Genomic DNA, 13312 nt, shown 5'->3' with positions numbered 1-13312 from the left:
CGTCATGCTCTCCCGAACAGGCCATAGGGACGAACCAGGATCACCGCCGCCATGGCGCCGTAGATCATCAGGCTGGCGCCTTGCGGCCAGAGGCTGCTCATCATGCTTTGCACCACCCCCACCAACAGCCCGCCGACCAGCGCACCGCCGAACGAGCCCATGCCGCCGATCACCACCACCACGAAGGCGATGCCGAGGATTTCCGGGCCGACGAAGGGCTGCGCGCCACGCAGCGGCGCGAACAGCACGCCCGCCACGCCGGCCAGGCCCACGCCCAGGGCGAAGGTCAGGGAGAACAGGCGGAAGATATTGGTGCCCAGCAGCGAAACGGTTTCGGTACTTTCGCTACCCGCGCGGACCAGCGCGCCGAAGCGGGTGCGCTCCAGCAGCAGCCACAGGCCCAGGCCGATCAGCGCGGCGAAGCCGATGAGGAACAGGCGGTAGTACGGGTAGATGAAATCACCGAGGATCAGCACCCCGCGCAGCTCCGGTGGCACGGCGATGTTCTTGCCCACCGGGCCCCAGATCAGCACCGAGGCCTCCTGGATGATCAGCGCGATGCCCAGGGTGACGAGGATCTGGAAGGTGTGCGGCAAGTGGTAGATGCGTTTGATCAGCAGGCGCTCGACCGCCCAGGCCAGCGCCGCCACCGCCAGTGGGGCAATCAGCAGCGCCAGCCAGAAGTTGCCGGTAATCGCCACGGCGGTGTAGCACAGGTAGGCGCCCAGCAAGAAGAACGCGCCGTGGGCGAAGTTGACGAAGTTGAGCAGGCCGAAAATGATCGTCAGGCCCACGGCGATGAGGAAGTAGATCATCCCCAGGCCCAGGCCATTAAGCAGTTGGAACAGGTACAAATCGAGCATGAGTGTGCCCTCGACAGCGCGTGGTGCGGCTGCCTGTACGAGTGGTTTTGACTAACGCCGCGGCTTCAGGCCAGGGCGCAACCGGTGTGGTCGACTTCGATGAACGAGCGGCCGGCGCTGATGATTTCGGCCAGGTCGTCCTCGTCGCGCATCTGCGCCTGGGGCTTGCCGCGCAACAGGTAGTAGTCCTTGAGCACCTGGTGGTCGCCCGGGCGGATCAGCTCTTCGCCGGTCGGGCCCTGGAAGCGCATGCCCTGCAAGGCGGCACAGACGCTGGCGCCGTCCAGGCTGCCGGCTTTGGTAATGGCATCGAGCATCACCTTGGTGCCGATGTAGTCGGCCGCCAACGGGTAGTTGGGGTTGATGCCGTAGGCCTTGCGGGTGGCGGCAACCAGCTGTTTGTTGAGTGGCGTGTCGACCTGGTGCCAGTACTGCGCGCCCAGGTACACACCTTCGAGCACGTCGCTGCCCAGCTCCTGGAATTGGTCGAGCCCGGCCGACCACACCAGCAGCACCTTCATGCGGTCCTTGATGCCGAAGTTCACCGCCTGGCGCAGCGCGTTGGACGACTGGCTGCCAAAGTTAAGCAGCACCAGCACGTCGGGTTTGGCGGCGATGGCGTTGGTCAGGTAACCGGAAAACTCCTGCTCTTGCAGCGAGTGGTAGCTGTTGCCGATGTGCTCCACGCCCAACTCGGCGAACACCTTGCGGGCGTTTTCCAGCAACGCATCACCGAACACGTATTGCGGGGTGATGGTGTACCAGCGCTTGGCCTGCGGCAGTTGGCGGATCATCGGCACCAGCGTTTCGCGGATGGCGCCATAGGTGGGTACCGACCAGCGGAAGGTCGAGGCGTTGCAGTCCTTGCCGGTGATTTCGTCGGCGCCGACCGGCGTCATGAACACGCCGCCGGCCTTGTGGATTTCCTTCGATACCGCCAACGCCGAGGACGACAGCGTGCAGCCCTGGAAAAAGCGCGCGCCATCCTGGCCGATGGCTTCCTGTACCTTGCGCACCGCCTTGCCGGCGTTGCCTTCGGTATCGATGACTTTGTACTTGAGCGGGCGCCCGAGTAGCTGCGGGTACTCGGCGATGGCCAGGCGCGACCCCATGTCGGCGTACTTGCCGTAACTGGCGAAGGGGCCAGACATGGACTTGAGCCCGTAGAAGGTCAGCGGTTCGTCGGCGAATGCCCGGTGCGCTCCCAACGGGAGGCTACCTAGGGCACCCAGGGCAAGGCCTGCCTTGAGCAGGGTACGTCTTTGCATGAGTAACTCCTTGGTTGTGGTTATTAGGCAGGAGTGGCAATGACAAAGCGGGTGCGGCCGGGCCTGTGCGCAGGCCTCTGTCCAGGCGGATCAGTGGTGGTGGTCGAACTCCAGCAGGAAGTTGCGGGCAACCTCGCCTTCCAGCGCGGTCATGTGGTGCTCGGCGTCGCACATGTGTTCGTGCATCAGCCGGCGTACGGCGGGTTCGTCGCTGGCGCGCAGGGCCAGCATCAGTTGCTTGTGGTAGCCGATGTTGGCCGCAGCAAACTGCTGGCGCTTAGGCAGGTAGGCCTTTTTCAGCACCACCAGGTCGCGCAGCAGGTCGTTGAGGAACACCGCCATGAAGCGCAGCAGCGGGTTGGGGCAGCGATGCGCCAGCAAGGTGTGGAATTCCAGCTCGGCCAGGCGTTGCTCGCGCTGGCCCTCTTCGCTGTCTTCCGGGGTGCTACAAAAATCGATGTTGGCTTGCAGCGCGGCGTAGTCGGCTTCGCTCAGCTGGCCCATGACCGACACGGCCAGCTCCACCTCGATGACCTTGCGCAACTGGTACACCTGCTCGCCATCCAGGTGCTGGAAGTGCAGGTAGTTGCGCAGGGCGCGGCTGGCCGGCTCGGTGCCGACCTCGTTGAGGTAGGCGCCGCCGCTGGGGCCGGTGCGGGTGCTGACCAGGCCCTCGACTTCCAGGGCCTTGAGCGCTTCGCGGGCGGTGCCTTTGGAACACTCGAAATGCTCCATCAGCTCGCGCTCGGTGGGCAACCGGTCGCCGGGGTGCAGGGCCTCGGTGACGATCGAGCGCTTGACCGATTCGACGATGACGTCGGACAGCTTCTGGCGCTTGCGTTTGGGTTTGAGCATTTCGCTATTTTTCATATTTATGCGGATAAATAGGATTTAGCGAATTTTGCCCGGGTGGGTCAATGCTGGCGGAGGGGGAGGGGTCGTAAATGGTGCGAAAGGGTCGGGGAGGGATATGTGGTTAATCGGATTGATCGCATCATCAGTGCCGGCCTCTTCGCGGGGCAAGCCCGCTCCCACAGGCTGGCTGCGCTGAAGGCATGCATTTAAACTGTGGGAGCGGGCTTGCCCCGCGATGAGGCCGGTACTGAATCAACGCGATTGGCCAGGGCCCTGTTGCAGGTGAGCCTGGCTGCAATACCACTCTTTGCCCTGCTGCAGCGCCCGGTCATTGGGCAGGTGCACGCCGCAATGGGCGCAGCGCACCATCTTCAGCGGGTCGTCGAGTTTGTGCTCCGGTTGCGATTGCTGGCTGATCTTGAACTTGCGCCACAGCCAGAACGCGGCGGCGATCAGGGCGATCCAGAAAAGTAGGCGAACCATGGTGTCCAGCTTGTCGAATGAAGAAGGCCACAGTCTAGGACGCAGCCAATAAAAAAGGGAGGCCTCAGGCCTCCCTTTCTACGTTTCGACACACTCAGTCAAACAGACCGAAGGTCATGTAGCTGAACCACGAACGGTCCTGTTCGGCTTCTTTCGGGCCTTCCGGCAGGATCACGTCGCCGTTTTCGTCCTTCGGCAGCAGCTCTTGCGGCATCTCGGCGCGAGCGTCCTGGAACTGCTTGACCACGTCCTGGTTGGCGCGGGTTTCGCCCGGCGGCAGCGGGGTGTCGGTCTCGATCAGGCCCAGGGTTGCCTTGGACAACCAGCCACGGCCGTCAGACTCGGTCTGCTTGGGCTGGAACTCACCGTCAGCCAGGCTCGGGTGGTCGGGGTAGTTGAGCTTGAGGGTTTCCAGGCTGGTAGCGGCCAGTTCGTCCAGGTGCATCTTCTGGTAGGCCTCGACCATGATCGCGAGGCCGTCGCCGACCGACGGCGTTTCCTGGAAGTTCTCGACCACGTAGCGGCCACGGTTGGCGGCGGCCACATAAGCCTGGCGGCCCAGGTAGTAGTCGGCCACGTGGATCTCGTACGAAGCCAGCAGGTTGCGCAGGTAGATCATGCGCTGCTTGGCGTCTGGCGCGTAGCGGCTGTTGGGGAAGCGGCTGGTCAGCTGGGCGAACTCGTTGTACGAGTCGCGCGCGGCGCCCGGGTCACGCTTGGTCATGTCCAGCGGCAGGAAGCGCGCCAGCAGGCCGCGGTCCTGGTCGAACGAGGTCAGGCCCTTGAGGTAGTAGGCGTAGTCGACGTTCGGGTGCTGCGGGTGCAGGCGGATGAAACGCTCGGCGGCGGACTTGGCGGCCTCCGGCTCGGTGTTCTTGTAGTTGGCGTAGATCAGCTCGAGCTGCGCCTGGTCGGCATAACGGCCGAACGGGTAACGCGACTCCAGGGCCTTGAGCTTGTTCACCGCGCTGGTGTAGCTGGAATTATCCAGGTCAGCCTGGGCCTGCTGGTACAGCTCGGCTTCGCTGAGGTTCTCGTCAATGACTTCCTTGTTAGAGGAACAGGCCGCGGTAAGCCCGAGGATGGCGATCAGCAGCAGGTGTTTCACTTGCATGGCGGCTTGCGTCCCTTTGACGGCCGCTGTCTTGGGCGGTGCCGTCCTGTTATGATGAGCGCCCCGGCCAACCCCGGGACAAAAGAAGCCGTATTTAACCACAAGCTCGCAGCCGAAACCAAAGGCTGTGCGCCCGCCGAATCGAGCATGTCCGAGATCATTCAACTTAGCGCAGAGGTACCGTCCGATCTGGGCGGTCAACGCCTCGACCAGGTCGCCGCCCAATTGTTCGCCGAGTACTCGCGTTCGCGGCTTACTACGTGGATCAAAGAGGGCCGCCTGACGGTCGATGGCGCCGTCGTGCGCCCTCGAGACACCGTCTATGGTGGCTCTGTGCTTGTTCTGGAGGCCGAACAAGAGGCCCAGGGCGAGTGGATCGCAGAAGACATCGAGCTGGATATCGTCTACGAAGACGACCACATCATGGTGATCAACAAGCCTGCCGGGCTGGTTGTGCACCCGGCCGCGGGCCATGCCAGCGGTACCTTGCTCAATGCCTTGCTGCACCACGTGCCAGACATCATCAACGTACCACGCGCCGGTATCGTGCACCGCCTGGACAAGGACACCACCGGTCTGATGGTGGTGGCCAAGACCCTGCAAGCGCAGACCCGCCTGGTCGAGCAGATGCAAAGCCGCAAGGTCAGCCGCATCTATGAGTGCATCGTGATTGGTGTGGTGACCGCCGGCGGCAAGATCGACGCCCCGATCGGTCGCCATGGCGGTATGCGCCAGCGCATGGCGGTAACCGACGGCGGCAAGCCGGCGGTCAGCCACTACCGTGTGCTCAAGCGCTTCCGTTCGCACACCCACGTGCGGGTCAAGCTGGAAACCGGCCGTACCCACCAGATCCGTGTGCACATGGCCCACGTTGGCTTCCCGCTGGTCGGCGACCAGACGTACGGTGGGCGCTTCCGCATTCCGCCGGCTGCCAGCCCAACCATGGTCGAGGCGGTCAAGACCTTCCCGCGCCAGGCGCTGCATGCGCGTTTCCTGGCATTGGCCCACCCGATTACCGGTGAAGTCATGAAGTGGGAATCGCCCTTGCCGGATGACTTCCTCTGGTTGCTGACGCTGCTGAACGAAGACCGCGAGAGCTTTATCGGATGAGTGGTCTGACGCAGGCGCTGCTATTGCCCGACTGGCCGGCCCCGGCTTCGGTTCGCGCTTGTGTCACCACGCGTCAGGGCGGCGTCAGCCTGCCGCCCTTTGACACCTTCAACCTGGGTGATCACGTTGGTGATGACCCAGCCGCCGTCGCCGAAAACCGCCACCGCCTGAGCGATGCGTTCGCCATCCAGCCTGCCTGGCTCAAGCAAGTGCATGGCCTGGCAGTGGCGGATGCCGACCCGGCCGTGGTGGCCGAGGCCGACGCCAGCTGGACTGACCAGCCTGGCATCGCCTGCACCGTGATGACTGCCGATTGCCTGCCTGCGCTGTTCTGCGACCGTGCAGGCACCCGTGTGGCAGCGGCCCATGCCGGCTGGCGCGGGTTGGCGGGCGGAGTGCTGGAAGCGACCCTCGACCGTTTGGCCGTGCCGGCTGAAGACGTGCTGGTGTGGCTGGGCCCGGCGATTGGCCCGCAGGCGTTCGAAGTGGGCCTGGAAGTACGTGATGCCTTTACCGCGGTGCACCCGGAGGCAGCGGCTGCCTTTGTTGCGGGTGCGCGGCCGGGCAAGCTGATGGCCGACATCTATGCGCTGGCGCGTATTCGCCTGGCGGCGCGCGGGGTGACGGCTGTGTATGGCGGTGGCTTGTGCACGGTCAGCGATCAGCGGTTCTTCTCGTATCGCCGCACCCCGCAAGGTGGGCGGTTTGCCTCACTGGTCTGGTTAGCCCCCCGCTGACTGCTCCGGCCACGCCGCTAATCCATCAGGTTGATCTCCGTCAACCCCGCTACGCTTGAAACTTCCAGAATAAGCCTTATCTATAAGGTCATCTCAGGCAGGTTTCTTCATTAAAGGTGCTGTCCATCGCTCCGACCTGCCCTTACAGGAAGGTATCCCCATGCGAATAGACCGTTTAACCAGCAAGCTTCAATTAGCAATATCCGATGCCCAGTCTCTGGCGGTTGGCATGGACCACCCTGCCATCGAGCCCCTGCACCTGGTGCAGGCGCTGATTGAACAGCAGGGCGGGTCGATCAAGCCGCTGCTGATGCAAGTCGGCTTCGACATCAACAGCCTGCGCCAGGCACTGGTGAAAGAACTCGACCAACTGCCGAAAATCCAGAACCCGACAGGCGACGTGAACATGTCGCAGGACCTGGCGCGCCTGCTCAACCAGGCCGACCGCCTGGCCCAGCAGAAGGGCGACCAGTTCATCTCCAGCGAGCTGGTGCTGCTCGCCGCCATGGACGAGAACAGCAAGCTCGGCAAGCTGCTGCTGAGCCAGGGCGTGACCAAAAAAGCCTTGGAAAACGCCATCAACAACCTGCGTGGCGGCGCGGCAGTCAACGACGCCAACGCCGAAGAGTCGCGCCAGGCCCTGGACAAGTACACCGTCGACCTGACCAAGCGTGCCGAAGAAGGCAAGCTTGACCCGGTGATCGGCCGTGACGACGAAATCCGCCGTACCGTGCAGGTGCTGCAACGCCGTACCAAGAACAACCCGGTGCTGATCGGTGAGCCTGGCGTGGGTAAAACCGCCATCGCCGAAGGCCTGGCCCAGCGCATCATCAATGGTGAAGTGCCCGATGGCCTCAAAGGCAAGCGCCTGCTGGCGCTGGACATGGGTGCACTGATCGCCGGCGCCAAGTACCGCGGCGAGTTCGAAGAGCGCCTGAAGTCGCTGCTTAACGAGCTGTCCAAGCAGGAAGGCCAGATCATCCTGTTCATCGACGAACTGCACACCATGGTCGGCGCCGGTAAAGGCGAGGGCGCCATGGACGCGGGCAACATGCTCAAGCCGGCCCTGGCCCGTGGCGAGCTGCACTGCGTTGGCGCCACCACGCTCAACGAATACCGCCAGTTCATCGAGAAGGACGCGGCCCTGGAGCGGCGCTTCCAGAAAGTGCTGGTGGAAGAGCCGAGCGAGGAAGACACCATCGCCATCCTGCGTGGCCTGAAAGAACGCTATGAAGTGCACCACAAGGTGGCCATCACCGACGGCGCGATCATTGCTGCGGCCAAGCTCAGCCACCGCTACATCACCGACCGTCAGCTGCCCGACAAGGCCATCGACCTGATCGACGAAGCGGCCAGCCGCATCCGCATGGAGATCGACTCCAAGCCGGAAGTGCTCGACCGCCTGGACCGTCGCCTGATTCAGCTGAAGGTCGAGTCCCAGGCGCTGAAGAAGGAAGAAGACGAAGCCGCGAAGAAGCGCCTGGAAAAGCTCCACGAGGAAATCGAGCGGCTGGAGCGTGAATATTCCGACCTGGAAGAGATCTGGGCGTCCGAGAAAGCCGAAGTGCAAGGCTCGGCGCAGATCCAGCAGAAGATCGAGCAGGCCCGCCAGGAGCTCGAAGCCGCCCGTCGTAAAGGCGACCTGAGCCGCATGGCCGAGCTGCAGTACGGGGTGATCCCGGACCTGGAGCGCAGCCTGCAGATGGTCGACCAGCACGGCAAGTCGGAAAACCAGCTGCTGCGCAACAAGGTCACCGAGGAAGAGATTGCCGAAGTGGTGTCCAAGTGGACCGGCATCCCGGTTGCCAAGATGCTCGAAGGCGAGCGCGAGAAACTGTTGAAGATGGAAGACCTGCTGCACCAGCGCGTGATCGGCCAGCACGAAGCCGTGACTGCCGTGGCCAACGCCGTGCGCCGTTCCCGCGCCGGGTTGTCCGACCCGAACCGGCCCAGTGGTTCGTTCCTGTTCCTCGGCCCGACCGGTGTGGGCAAGACCGAGCTGTGCAAGGCGCTGGCCGAGTTCCTGTTCGACACCGAAGAGGCCATGGTGCGCATCGATATGTCCGAGTTCATGGAGAAGCACTCCGTGGCTCGCCTGATCGGTGCACCACCCGGCTATGTAGGGTACGAGGAGGGCGGTTACCTGACCGAAGCGGTACGGCGCAAGCCTTACTCGGTGGTGCTGCTGGACGAGGTGGAGAAGGCACACCCAGACGTGTTCAACGTGTTGCTGCAGGTGCTTGAAGATGGCCGCCTGACCGACAGCCACGGCCGTACGGTGGACTTCCGCAACACCGTGATCGTGATGACCTCCAACCTGGGCTCGGCGCAGATCCAGGAGCTGGTGGGTGATCGCGAAGCACAGCGTGCGGCGGTGATGGATGCGGTGGGTGCGCACTTCCGTCCGGAGTTCATCAACCGGATCGACGAAGTGGTCGTGTTCGAGCCCCTGGGCCGCGAGCAGATCGCCGGCATCACCGAGATCCAGTTGGGCCGCCTGCGTAGCCGCCTGCTGGAGCGTGAGCTGTCGCTCAGCCTGAGCCCTGAGGCGTTGGACAAGCTGATCGCAGTCGGTTATGACCCGGTGTATGGCGCACGGCCACTGAAGCGTGCGATCCAGCGCTGGATCGAAAACCCACTGGCGCAGTTGATCCTTTCTGGCAAATTCTTGCCAGGTACAGCGATTACTGCGCGGGTGGAAGGCGAAGAAATCGTGTTTGCCTGATCCCGCTGGCGAAAAAAATAGCCCCGCACATGCGGGGCTTTTTTATGGCTAAGGGTTTTTTACAGCCTGCCGCAGCCCCTGTGGGGGCGGGTTTGCCCGTGCATAGGCCGGCCTGGACCCCGTAAAACCGGGGCCTTCCAACTTTTTTTGATAACTTGCTGAAAATTTTGAAAAATTTGCTTGCATCAAAAATCGAGTGCACCTAATATACGCCCCGCTGTCAGGCACTAAGCGAATCACCAGCAACATCGGTGTTAGCAAAACAACTTACAAATCAGTAAGTTGAATGAAAAAAAGGGGTTGACAAGCAAAACGAAGAATGTAGAATAGCCGGCCTCAGCAGCGACAACGCGAAAGCGGATAGCCAAAGAGATCGAAGCTAACACAGACTTCGAAGCAGTAAAGATGTACCGAAGTTCAGTTCCGCGATAGCTCAGTCGGTAGAGCAAATGACTGTTAATCATTGGGTCCCTGGTTCGAGTCCAGGTCGCGGAGCCAATCTCGGGGTGTAGCGCAGTCCGGTAGCGCGCCTGCTTTGGGAGCAGGATGTCAGGAGTTCGAATCCCCTCACCCCGACCATTTTCAGGGTCGTTAGCTCAGTTGGTAGAGCAGTTGGCTTTTAACCAATTGGTCGTAGGTTCGAATCCTACACGACCCACCATGTAAAGAGGGCATCTCGACAGAGATGCCCTTTTTCTTTTGCCTCGAATTCTACAAGGGCCGCTCCGGCATCTGTTGTAGGAGCGGCCTTGCCGGGGCGCCGGACCGGTCGGAAAGGGGCGCAAAGCGCCCCCAGCATTCTGTCAGTGCAACTTCAACCGCGGCTCAGTACCGCGCCCAATCTTGCTACCCAGCATCATCATCGCCGTGCGGAAGAACCCGTACAGCGCCATCTGGTGCATGCGGTACAACGACACATAAAACATCCGCGCCAGCCAGCCTTCCAGCTTCACGCTCCCCATCAAGTTGCCCATCAGGTTTCCCACCGCCGAGAAGCGCGACAGCGATACCAGCGACCCGTAGTCCTTGTACGCATACGTCGGCAGCGCCTTGTTCTCCAGCCGCGCCTTCAGGCTTTGCGCCAGCATCGAAGCCTGCTGGTGTGCAGCCTGTGCCCGTGGCGGCACGTTGCGGTCGGTACCCGGTTGCGGGCACGCGGCGCAGTCACCAAAGGCGAAGATGTTGTCGTCACGGGTGGTCTGCAGGGTAGGGCGCACCACCAGCTGATTGATGCGGTTGGTTTCCAGGCCATCGATGTCCTTGAGGAAGCCCGGTGCACGAATGCCGGCCGCCCACACCTTGAGGCTGGCCTGGATCACTTCGCCGTCCTTGGTTTTCAGCCCATCCTCGGTCACTTCGCTGACCGCCGCATTGGTCATCACCTTCACCCCGAGTTTTTCCAGGGTCTTGTGCACTGGCACGCTGATGCGCTCAGGCAGCGCAGGCAATACCCGCGGGCCAGCCTCGATCAGGGTGATGTGCATGTCCTTGGGCTGGATGCGATCCAGGCCATAGGCGGCCAGTTCGTGGGCGGCGTGGTGCAGCTCGGCGGCCAGCTCCACACCGGTAGCACCGGCGCCGACGATGGCCACGCTGATCTGTTCGCTGGCCACGTCACCGGCGTGGGCACGCAGGTAGTGGTTGAGCAGTTGCTGGTGGAAGCGCTCGGCCTGCTTGCGGGTATCCAGGAACAGGCAATGCTGCGCCGCGCCCAGGGTGCCGAAGTCGTTGGTGTTGCTGCCCACGGCAATGACCAGGGTGTCGTAGCTCAGCGTGCGCGCAGGCACCAGCTCGCGGCCCTCTTCGTCGAGGGTGGCGGCCAGCTGGATCTGCTTGCCTTCACGGTCCAGGCCGCTCATACGCCCCAGCTGGAAGTTGAAGTGGTTCCACTTGGCCTGGGCCACGTAGTTCAGTTCATCTTCCGAGGAGTTCAGCGAGCCGGCTGCCACTTCGTGCAGCAGTGGCTTCCAGATGTGCGTCAGGTTGGCGTCGACCAGGGTGATGTCGGCTTGCTTGCGCTTGCCCAGGCTTTTACCCAGGCGGGTCGCCAGTTCCAGGCCGCCGGCGCCGCCGCCGACAATCACGATGCGATGAGTCATGGGGATATCTCATAAGGTTTACGGAATTCTTGGCCCTGGGGGCCGGTCGCAAACTGCATGAGGAGAGGGCGAGCGCAAGGCAGCTCATAGCACCAGTCCACTCAACAGGCGGCTAATGAGGCCCAGACCAATGGTCACGGCCACCACCAGCACCAGGAGCAGCCATGGCCGGAAGGGCCTGCGCTCGACTTGGTGCTGGGGGGCTCGTAGATACTCATCGACACGACGCTGATCTTCCGGGTTCAGTCGGCTGGTCATGGTGGGCCTCGTCAGATAGACGTATGTGACTGCACAAACGCTACAGCGTTCGTGCAAGCGCTTGGAACAAATGATAATGCGTTCTATCGCTGGCGCCGAGTGTACGCCATCGCAAAGAGTCGCTGCACTGGATCAAAGACTGATGCCCACATCGAAGACGATGCTGCGCCCCAGGTTGCCGCGTAAAAAGTCAGGCGCATCGGGGTGGGCGAACAACACCCGGGCGAAAGTCGGCCCGACCAGCGACAACGAGCGCCAACCTTGGCGCAGGTATTCGGTAGGGGGCGGGAAGTGGGTGTTGAGGTCGAGCACTTCGCGCTTGAGGCTGGCGAAGGCGATGATGTCCAGCTCGTTCAGCTCCAGCCCGCGTTCGCGGTAGTTGTGCGCTTTTTTGCGCAAGGTCGGCGCCAGGCGCCCGAGCAGCTCCGTGGCGCTGATCCGCCGCGGGCGTGCTTCGCGGCGCACCAGTTGCGCCAGGGAAAACGCACCGCGCCGGCGCTGCAGCTCTTCGCGCCACTCATCGTTCAGGCGGCGGCCCTCGTCCAGCACGAAGAACACCTCGAATGCCGCATCGCGGAACAGCACATCCGGCGGCTCCTGGCCGGCCGGGGTGAAGTCTTCGCTGCGGTAGGGGATGTTCAACCCTTGCAGCAGGCGTTGGCATACCCAACGCTCACGCTCCCATTTGCGTGCATTGGACAGAAACGCATTGGCTTGTTCGGCCTGGATGGTAAGCAGGCGCAGGTAGTCTGAGTCATCCATGCAGACAAGCTTAGACGCTAATCGATGACGGTAAGATGCTGTTTGTGCGTAGAAATCAGCTCAACACCGGCCATTGCTGAACCACCCCCAGCAAGTGCACCAGGCCAAACCCCAGGCAGACCAGCGAGCTGACCACGATAATGGCCAGGTGCAACAGGCCGATCACAGCGTTGAGCAGCGCTGCCAGCAGCAGTGCGAGGTTGGTCCCTTCCGGCATTTTGAATGCGTCCTGCATCGCGGGGAGGCGCCAGCCTACCGCAGCCGGATGAACGGGAGAATGGGTGTAGACTCACTTTATCCACAAGGCTGAAAGGGGTATTTACCAGGTGATCAGTGCACAGGTGTTGTCAGGCACCAGCCTCACGCTGGGCTGGCTGGGTTACGTGCCGCTGTTGCTCTGGGCGGCCAGCCGCGCCCGCTGGGTAGAGCTGTTCACCGACCGGCGCCGCCAGCACCTGCTGTTTGGTACGGTGTTCTGCCTGTTTGCCCTGTGGTTGGTCAGGCGCGATTTTGATACGGGCGTGTCGTATCACTTCATCGGCATGACGGCCGTCACCTTGTTGCTGGACTGGCCGCTGGCGGTGCTGGGCGGCTTTCTTGCGCAGTTGGGGTTGCTGGCGCTGGGGCGTCAGGACCTGGCGGCGCTGGGCGTCAACGGCCTGCTGTTGATTGGCCTGCCGGTACTGATTACCGAACTGTGCGCCATGGCGGTCGAACGTGCGCAACCGCGAAACCTGTTTGTGTATATCTTTTGTTCAGGGTTTTTTCCGGCAGCGTTGACGGTGCTGGTGTGTGTGTTGGCCGGGTTGGGGATTTTGTGGCTGGACGGGCGCTTTGCCATGCCAGAGTGGCTGAGTGACTTTGTCGGCTACCTGTGGCTGATGATGTTCCCCGAGGCGTTCATCAACGGCATGGTGATCAGTGCTTTGGTGGTGTTTTGCCCGGAGTGGCTGGAAACGTTCAACCGCACGCGGTACCTGCAGGCGCCGTGGAAAGAAGACGAACATTGACCGGCCCCGTCCCGCTGCACGACCCCTG

Annotated in this window: 13 protein-coding genes and 3 tRNA genes; 7 read left to right on the top strand and 9 right to left on the bottom strand. The window is 62.4% G+C overall.

The genetic code is table 11. The features are described from left to right. Positions 1-2: 2 nt before the first annotated feature. The 5 genes from PC358_RS17605 to PC358_RS17585 form a co-directional block, all read right to left on the bottom strand. A complete protein-coding gene (locus PC358_RS17605; protein WP_033701444.1) occupies positions 3-863 on the bottom strand; it encodes a branched-chain amino acid ABC transporter permease in 861 nt (286 codons plus the stop codon). A gap of 65 nt (positions 864-928) precedes the next feature. Then, positions 929-2131, bottom strand: a complete 1203-nt coding sequence (locus tag PC358_RS17600) for an ABC transporter substrate-binding protein (RefSeq protein ID WP_033701443.1) — start codon at positions 2129-2131, stop codon at positions 929-931. Positions 2132-2221: 90 nt separating this feature from the next. Then, positions 2222-2986 (bottom strand): FadR/GntR family transcriptional regulator, encoded by a 765-nt coding sequence (locus PC358_RS17595; RefSeq protein ID WP_033701441.1) that lies wholly within the window; start codon positions 2984-2986, stop codon positions 2222-2224. A 252-nt stretch (positions 2987-3238) separates the two neighbouring features. Next, a complete protein-coding gene (locus PC358_RS17590; protein ID WP_033701440.1) occupies positions 3239-3469 on the bottom strand; it encodes a PP0621 family protein in 231 nt (76 codons plus the stop codon). Positions 3470-3563: 94 nt separating this feature from the next. After that, entirely contained in the window at positions 3564-4583 is a 1020-nt protein-coding gene (locus PC358_RS17585; RefSeq protein WP_033701439.1) for an outer membrane protein assembly factor BamD, read from the bottom strand. 147 nt (positions 4584-4730) lie between these two features. On the opposite strand from PC358_RS17585, the gene rluD reads away from it, so the two are divergent. The 6 genes from rluD to PC358_RS17555 all read left to right on the top strand — a co-directional run bounded on the left by rluD (position 4731) and on the right by PC358_RS17555 (position 9816). Continuing rightward, positions 4731-5693 carry a 23S rRNA pseudouridine(1911/1915/1917) synthase RluD gene (rluD, locus tag PC358_RS17580; protein ID WP_033701534.1) on the top strand — a complete coding sequence of 321 codons (963 nt, stop codon included), beginning with the start codon at positions 4731-4733 and terminating at the stop codon, positions 5691-5693. Then, positions 5690-6430: a peptidoglycan editing factor PgeF gene (gene pgeF / locus PC358_RS17575; RefSeq protein WP_033701437.1), complete on the top strand. Its 741-nt coding sequence runs from the start codon at positions 5690-5692 to the stop codon at positions 6428-6430. Before rluD ends, pgeF begins: the two co-directional genes overlap by 4 nt. A gap of 160 nt (positions 6431-6590) precedes the next feature. After that, a complete protein-coding gene (gene clpB / locus PC358_RS17570; protein WP_033701436.1) occupies positions 6591-9155 on the top strand; it encodes an ATP-dependent chaperone ClpB in 2565 nt (854 codons plus the stop codon). 422 nt (positions 9156-9577) lie between these two features. Beyond that, positions 9578-9653: transfer RNA gene (locus PC358_RS17565), tRNA-Asn, on the top strand. 4 nt (positions 9654-9657) lie between these two features. Further along, positions 9658-9734: transfer RNA gene (locus tag PC358_RS17560), tRNA-Pro, on the top strand. A 6-nt stretch (positions 9735-9740) separates the two neighbouring features. After that, positions 9741-9816: transfer RNA gene (locus tag PC358_RS17555), tRNA-Lys, on the top strand. A gap of 142 nt (positions 9817-9958) precedes the next feature. On the opposite strand, the gene PC358_RS17550 is transcribed toward PC358_RS17555, so the two are convergent. From PC358_RS17550 to PC358_RS27935, 4 genes are all read right to left on the bottom strand, one after another. Next, entirely contained in the window at positions 9959-11254 is a 1296-nt protein-coding gene (locus tag PC358_RS17550; RefSeq protein WP_033701435.1) for an NAD(P)/FAD-dependent oxidoreductase, read from the bottom strand. A gap of 84 nt (positions 11255-11338) precedes the next feature. After that, positions 11339-11512 carry a DUF3094 family protein gene (locus tag PC358_RS17545; RefSeq protein WP_013970765.1) on the bottom strand — a complete coding sequence of 58 codons (174 nt, stop codon included), beginning with the start codon at positions 11510-11512 and terminating at the stop codon, positions 11339-11341. Between the two features lie 132 nt (positions 11513-11644). Then, the gene (locus PC358_RS17540) at positions 11645-12274 is read right to left on the bottom strand and encodes a DUF1780 domain-containing protein (protein ID WP_033701434.1); all 630 of its coding nucleotides are present in this window, start codon (positions 12272-12274) and stop codon (positions 11645-11647) included. Between the two features lie 55 nt (positions 12275-12329). Continuing rightward, positions 12330-12491, bottom strand: a complete 162-nt coding sequence (locus tag PC358_RS27935; RefSeq protein WP_167334466.1) for a hypothetical protein — start codon at positions 12489-12491, stop codon at positions 12330-12332. A 109-nt stretch (positions 12492-12600) separates the two neighbouring features. Between PC358_RS27935 and PC358_RS17530 the strand changes: the two genes are divergently transcribed. Beyond that, positions 12601-13284, top strand: a complete 684-nt coding sequence (locus PC358_RS17530) for an energy-coupling factor ABC transporter permease (protein WP_033701431.1) — start codon at positions 12601-12603, stop codon at positions 13282-13284. The last annotated feature ends 28 nt before the right edge of the window (positions 13285-13312 follow it).

Source organism: Pseudomonas capeferrum (assembly GCF_000731675.1).
GTDB classification, from domain to species: Bacteria; Pseudomonadota; Gammaproteobacteria; order Pseudomonadales; family Pseudomonadaceae; genus Aquipseudomonas; species Aquipseudomonas capeferrum.
The sequence above is the reverse complement of the archived record's forward strand: the minus strand, read 5'-3'. Positions and strand labels throughout refer to the sequence as shown.

Excerpts from the sequence above, each read along its gene's own strand:
- PC358_RS17605 (WP_033701444.1), bottom strand. The coding sequence starts at position 863 with ATGCTCGATTTGTACCTGTTCCAACTGCTTAATGGCCTGGGCCTGGGG.
- PC358_RS17545 (WP_013970765.1), bottom strand. The coding sequence starts at position 11,512 with ATGACCAGCCGACTGAACCCGGAAGATCAGCGTCGTGTCGATGAGTAT.
- PC358_RS27935 (WP_167334466.1), bottom strand. The coding sequence starts at position 12,491 with ATGCCGGAAGGGACCAACCTCGCACTGCTGCTGGCAGCGCTGCTCAAC.
- PC358_RS17590 (WP_033701440.1), bottom strand. The coding sequence starts at position 3,469 with ATGGTTCGCCTACTTTTCTGGATCGCCCTGATCGCCGCCGCGTTCTGG.
- PC358_RS17550 (WP_033701435.1), bottom strand. The coding sequence starts at position 11,254 with ATGACTCATCGCATCGTGATTGTCGGCGGCGGCGCCGGCGGCCTGGAA.
- PC358_RS17585 (WP_033701439.1), bottom strand. The coding sequence starts at position 4,583 with ATGCAAGTGAAACACCTGCTGCTGATCGCCATCCTCGGGCTTACCGCG.
- PC358_RS17600 (WP_033701443.1), bottom strand. The coding sequence starts at position 2,131 with ATGCAAAGACGTACCCTGCTCAAGGCAGGCCTTGCCCTGGGTGCCCTA.
- clpB (WP_033701436.1), top strand. The coding sequence starts at position 6,591 with ATGCGAATAGACCGTTTAACCAGCAAGCTTCAATTAGCAATATCCGAT.
- PC358_RS17540 (WP_033701434.1), bottom strand. The coding sequence starts at position 12,274 with ATGGATGACTCAGACTACCTGCGCCTGCTTACCATCCAGGCCGAACAA.
- rluD (WP_033701534.1), top strand. The coding sequence starts at position 4,731 with ATGTCCGAGATCATTCAACTTAGCGCAGAGGTACCGTCCGATCTGGGC.
- pgeF (WP_033701437.1), top strand. The coding sequence starts at position 5,690 with ATGAGTGGTCTGACGCAGGCGCTGCTATTGCCCGACTGGCCGGCCCCG.
- PC358_RS17595 (WP_033701441.1), bottom strand. The coding sequence starts at position 2,986 with ATGCTCAAACCCAAACGCAAGCGCCAGAAGCTGTCCGACGTCATCGTC.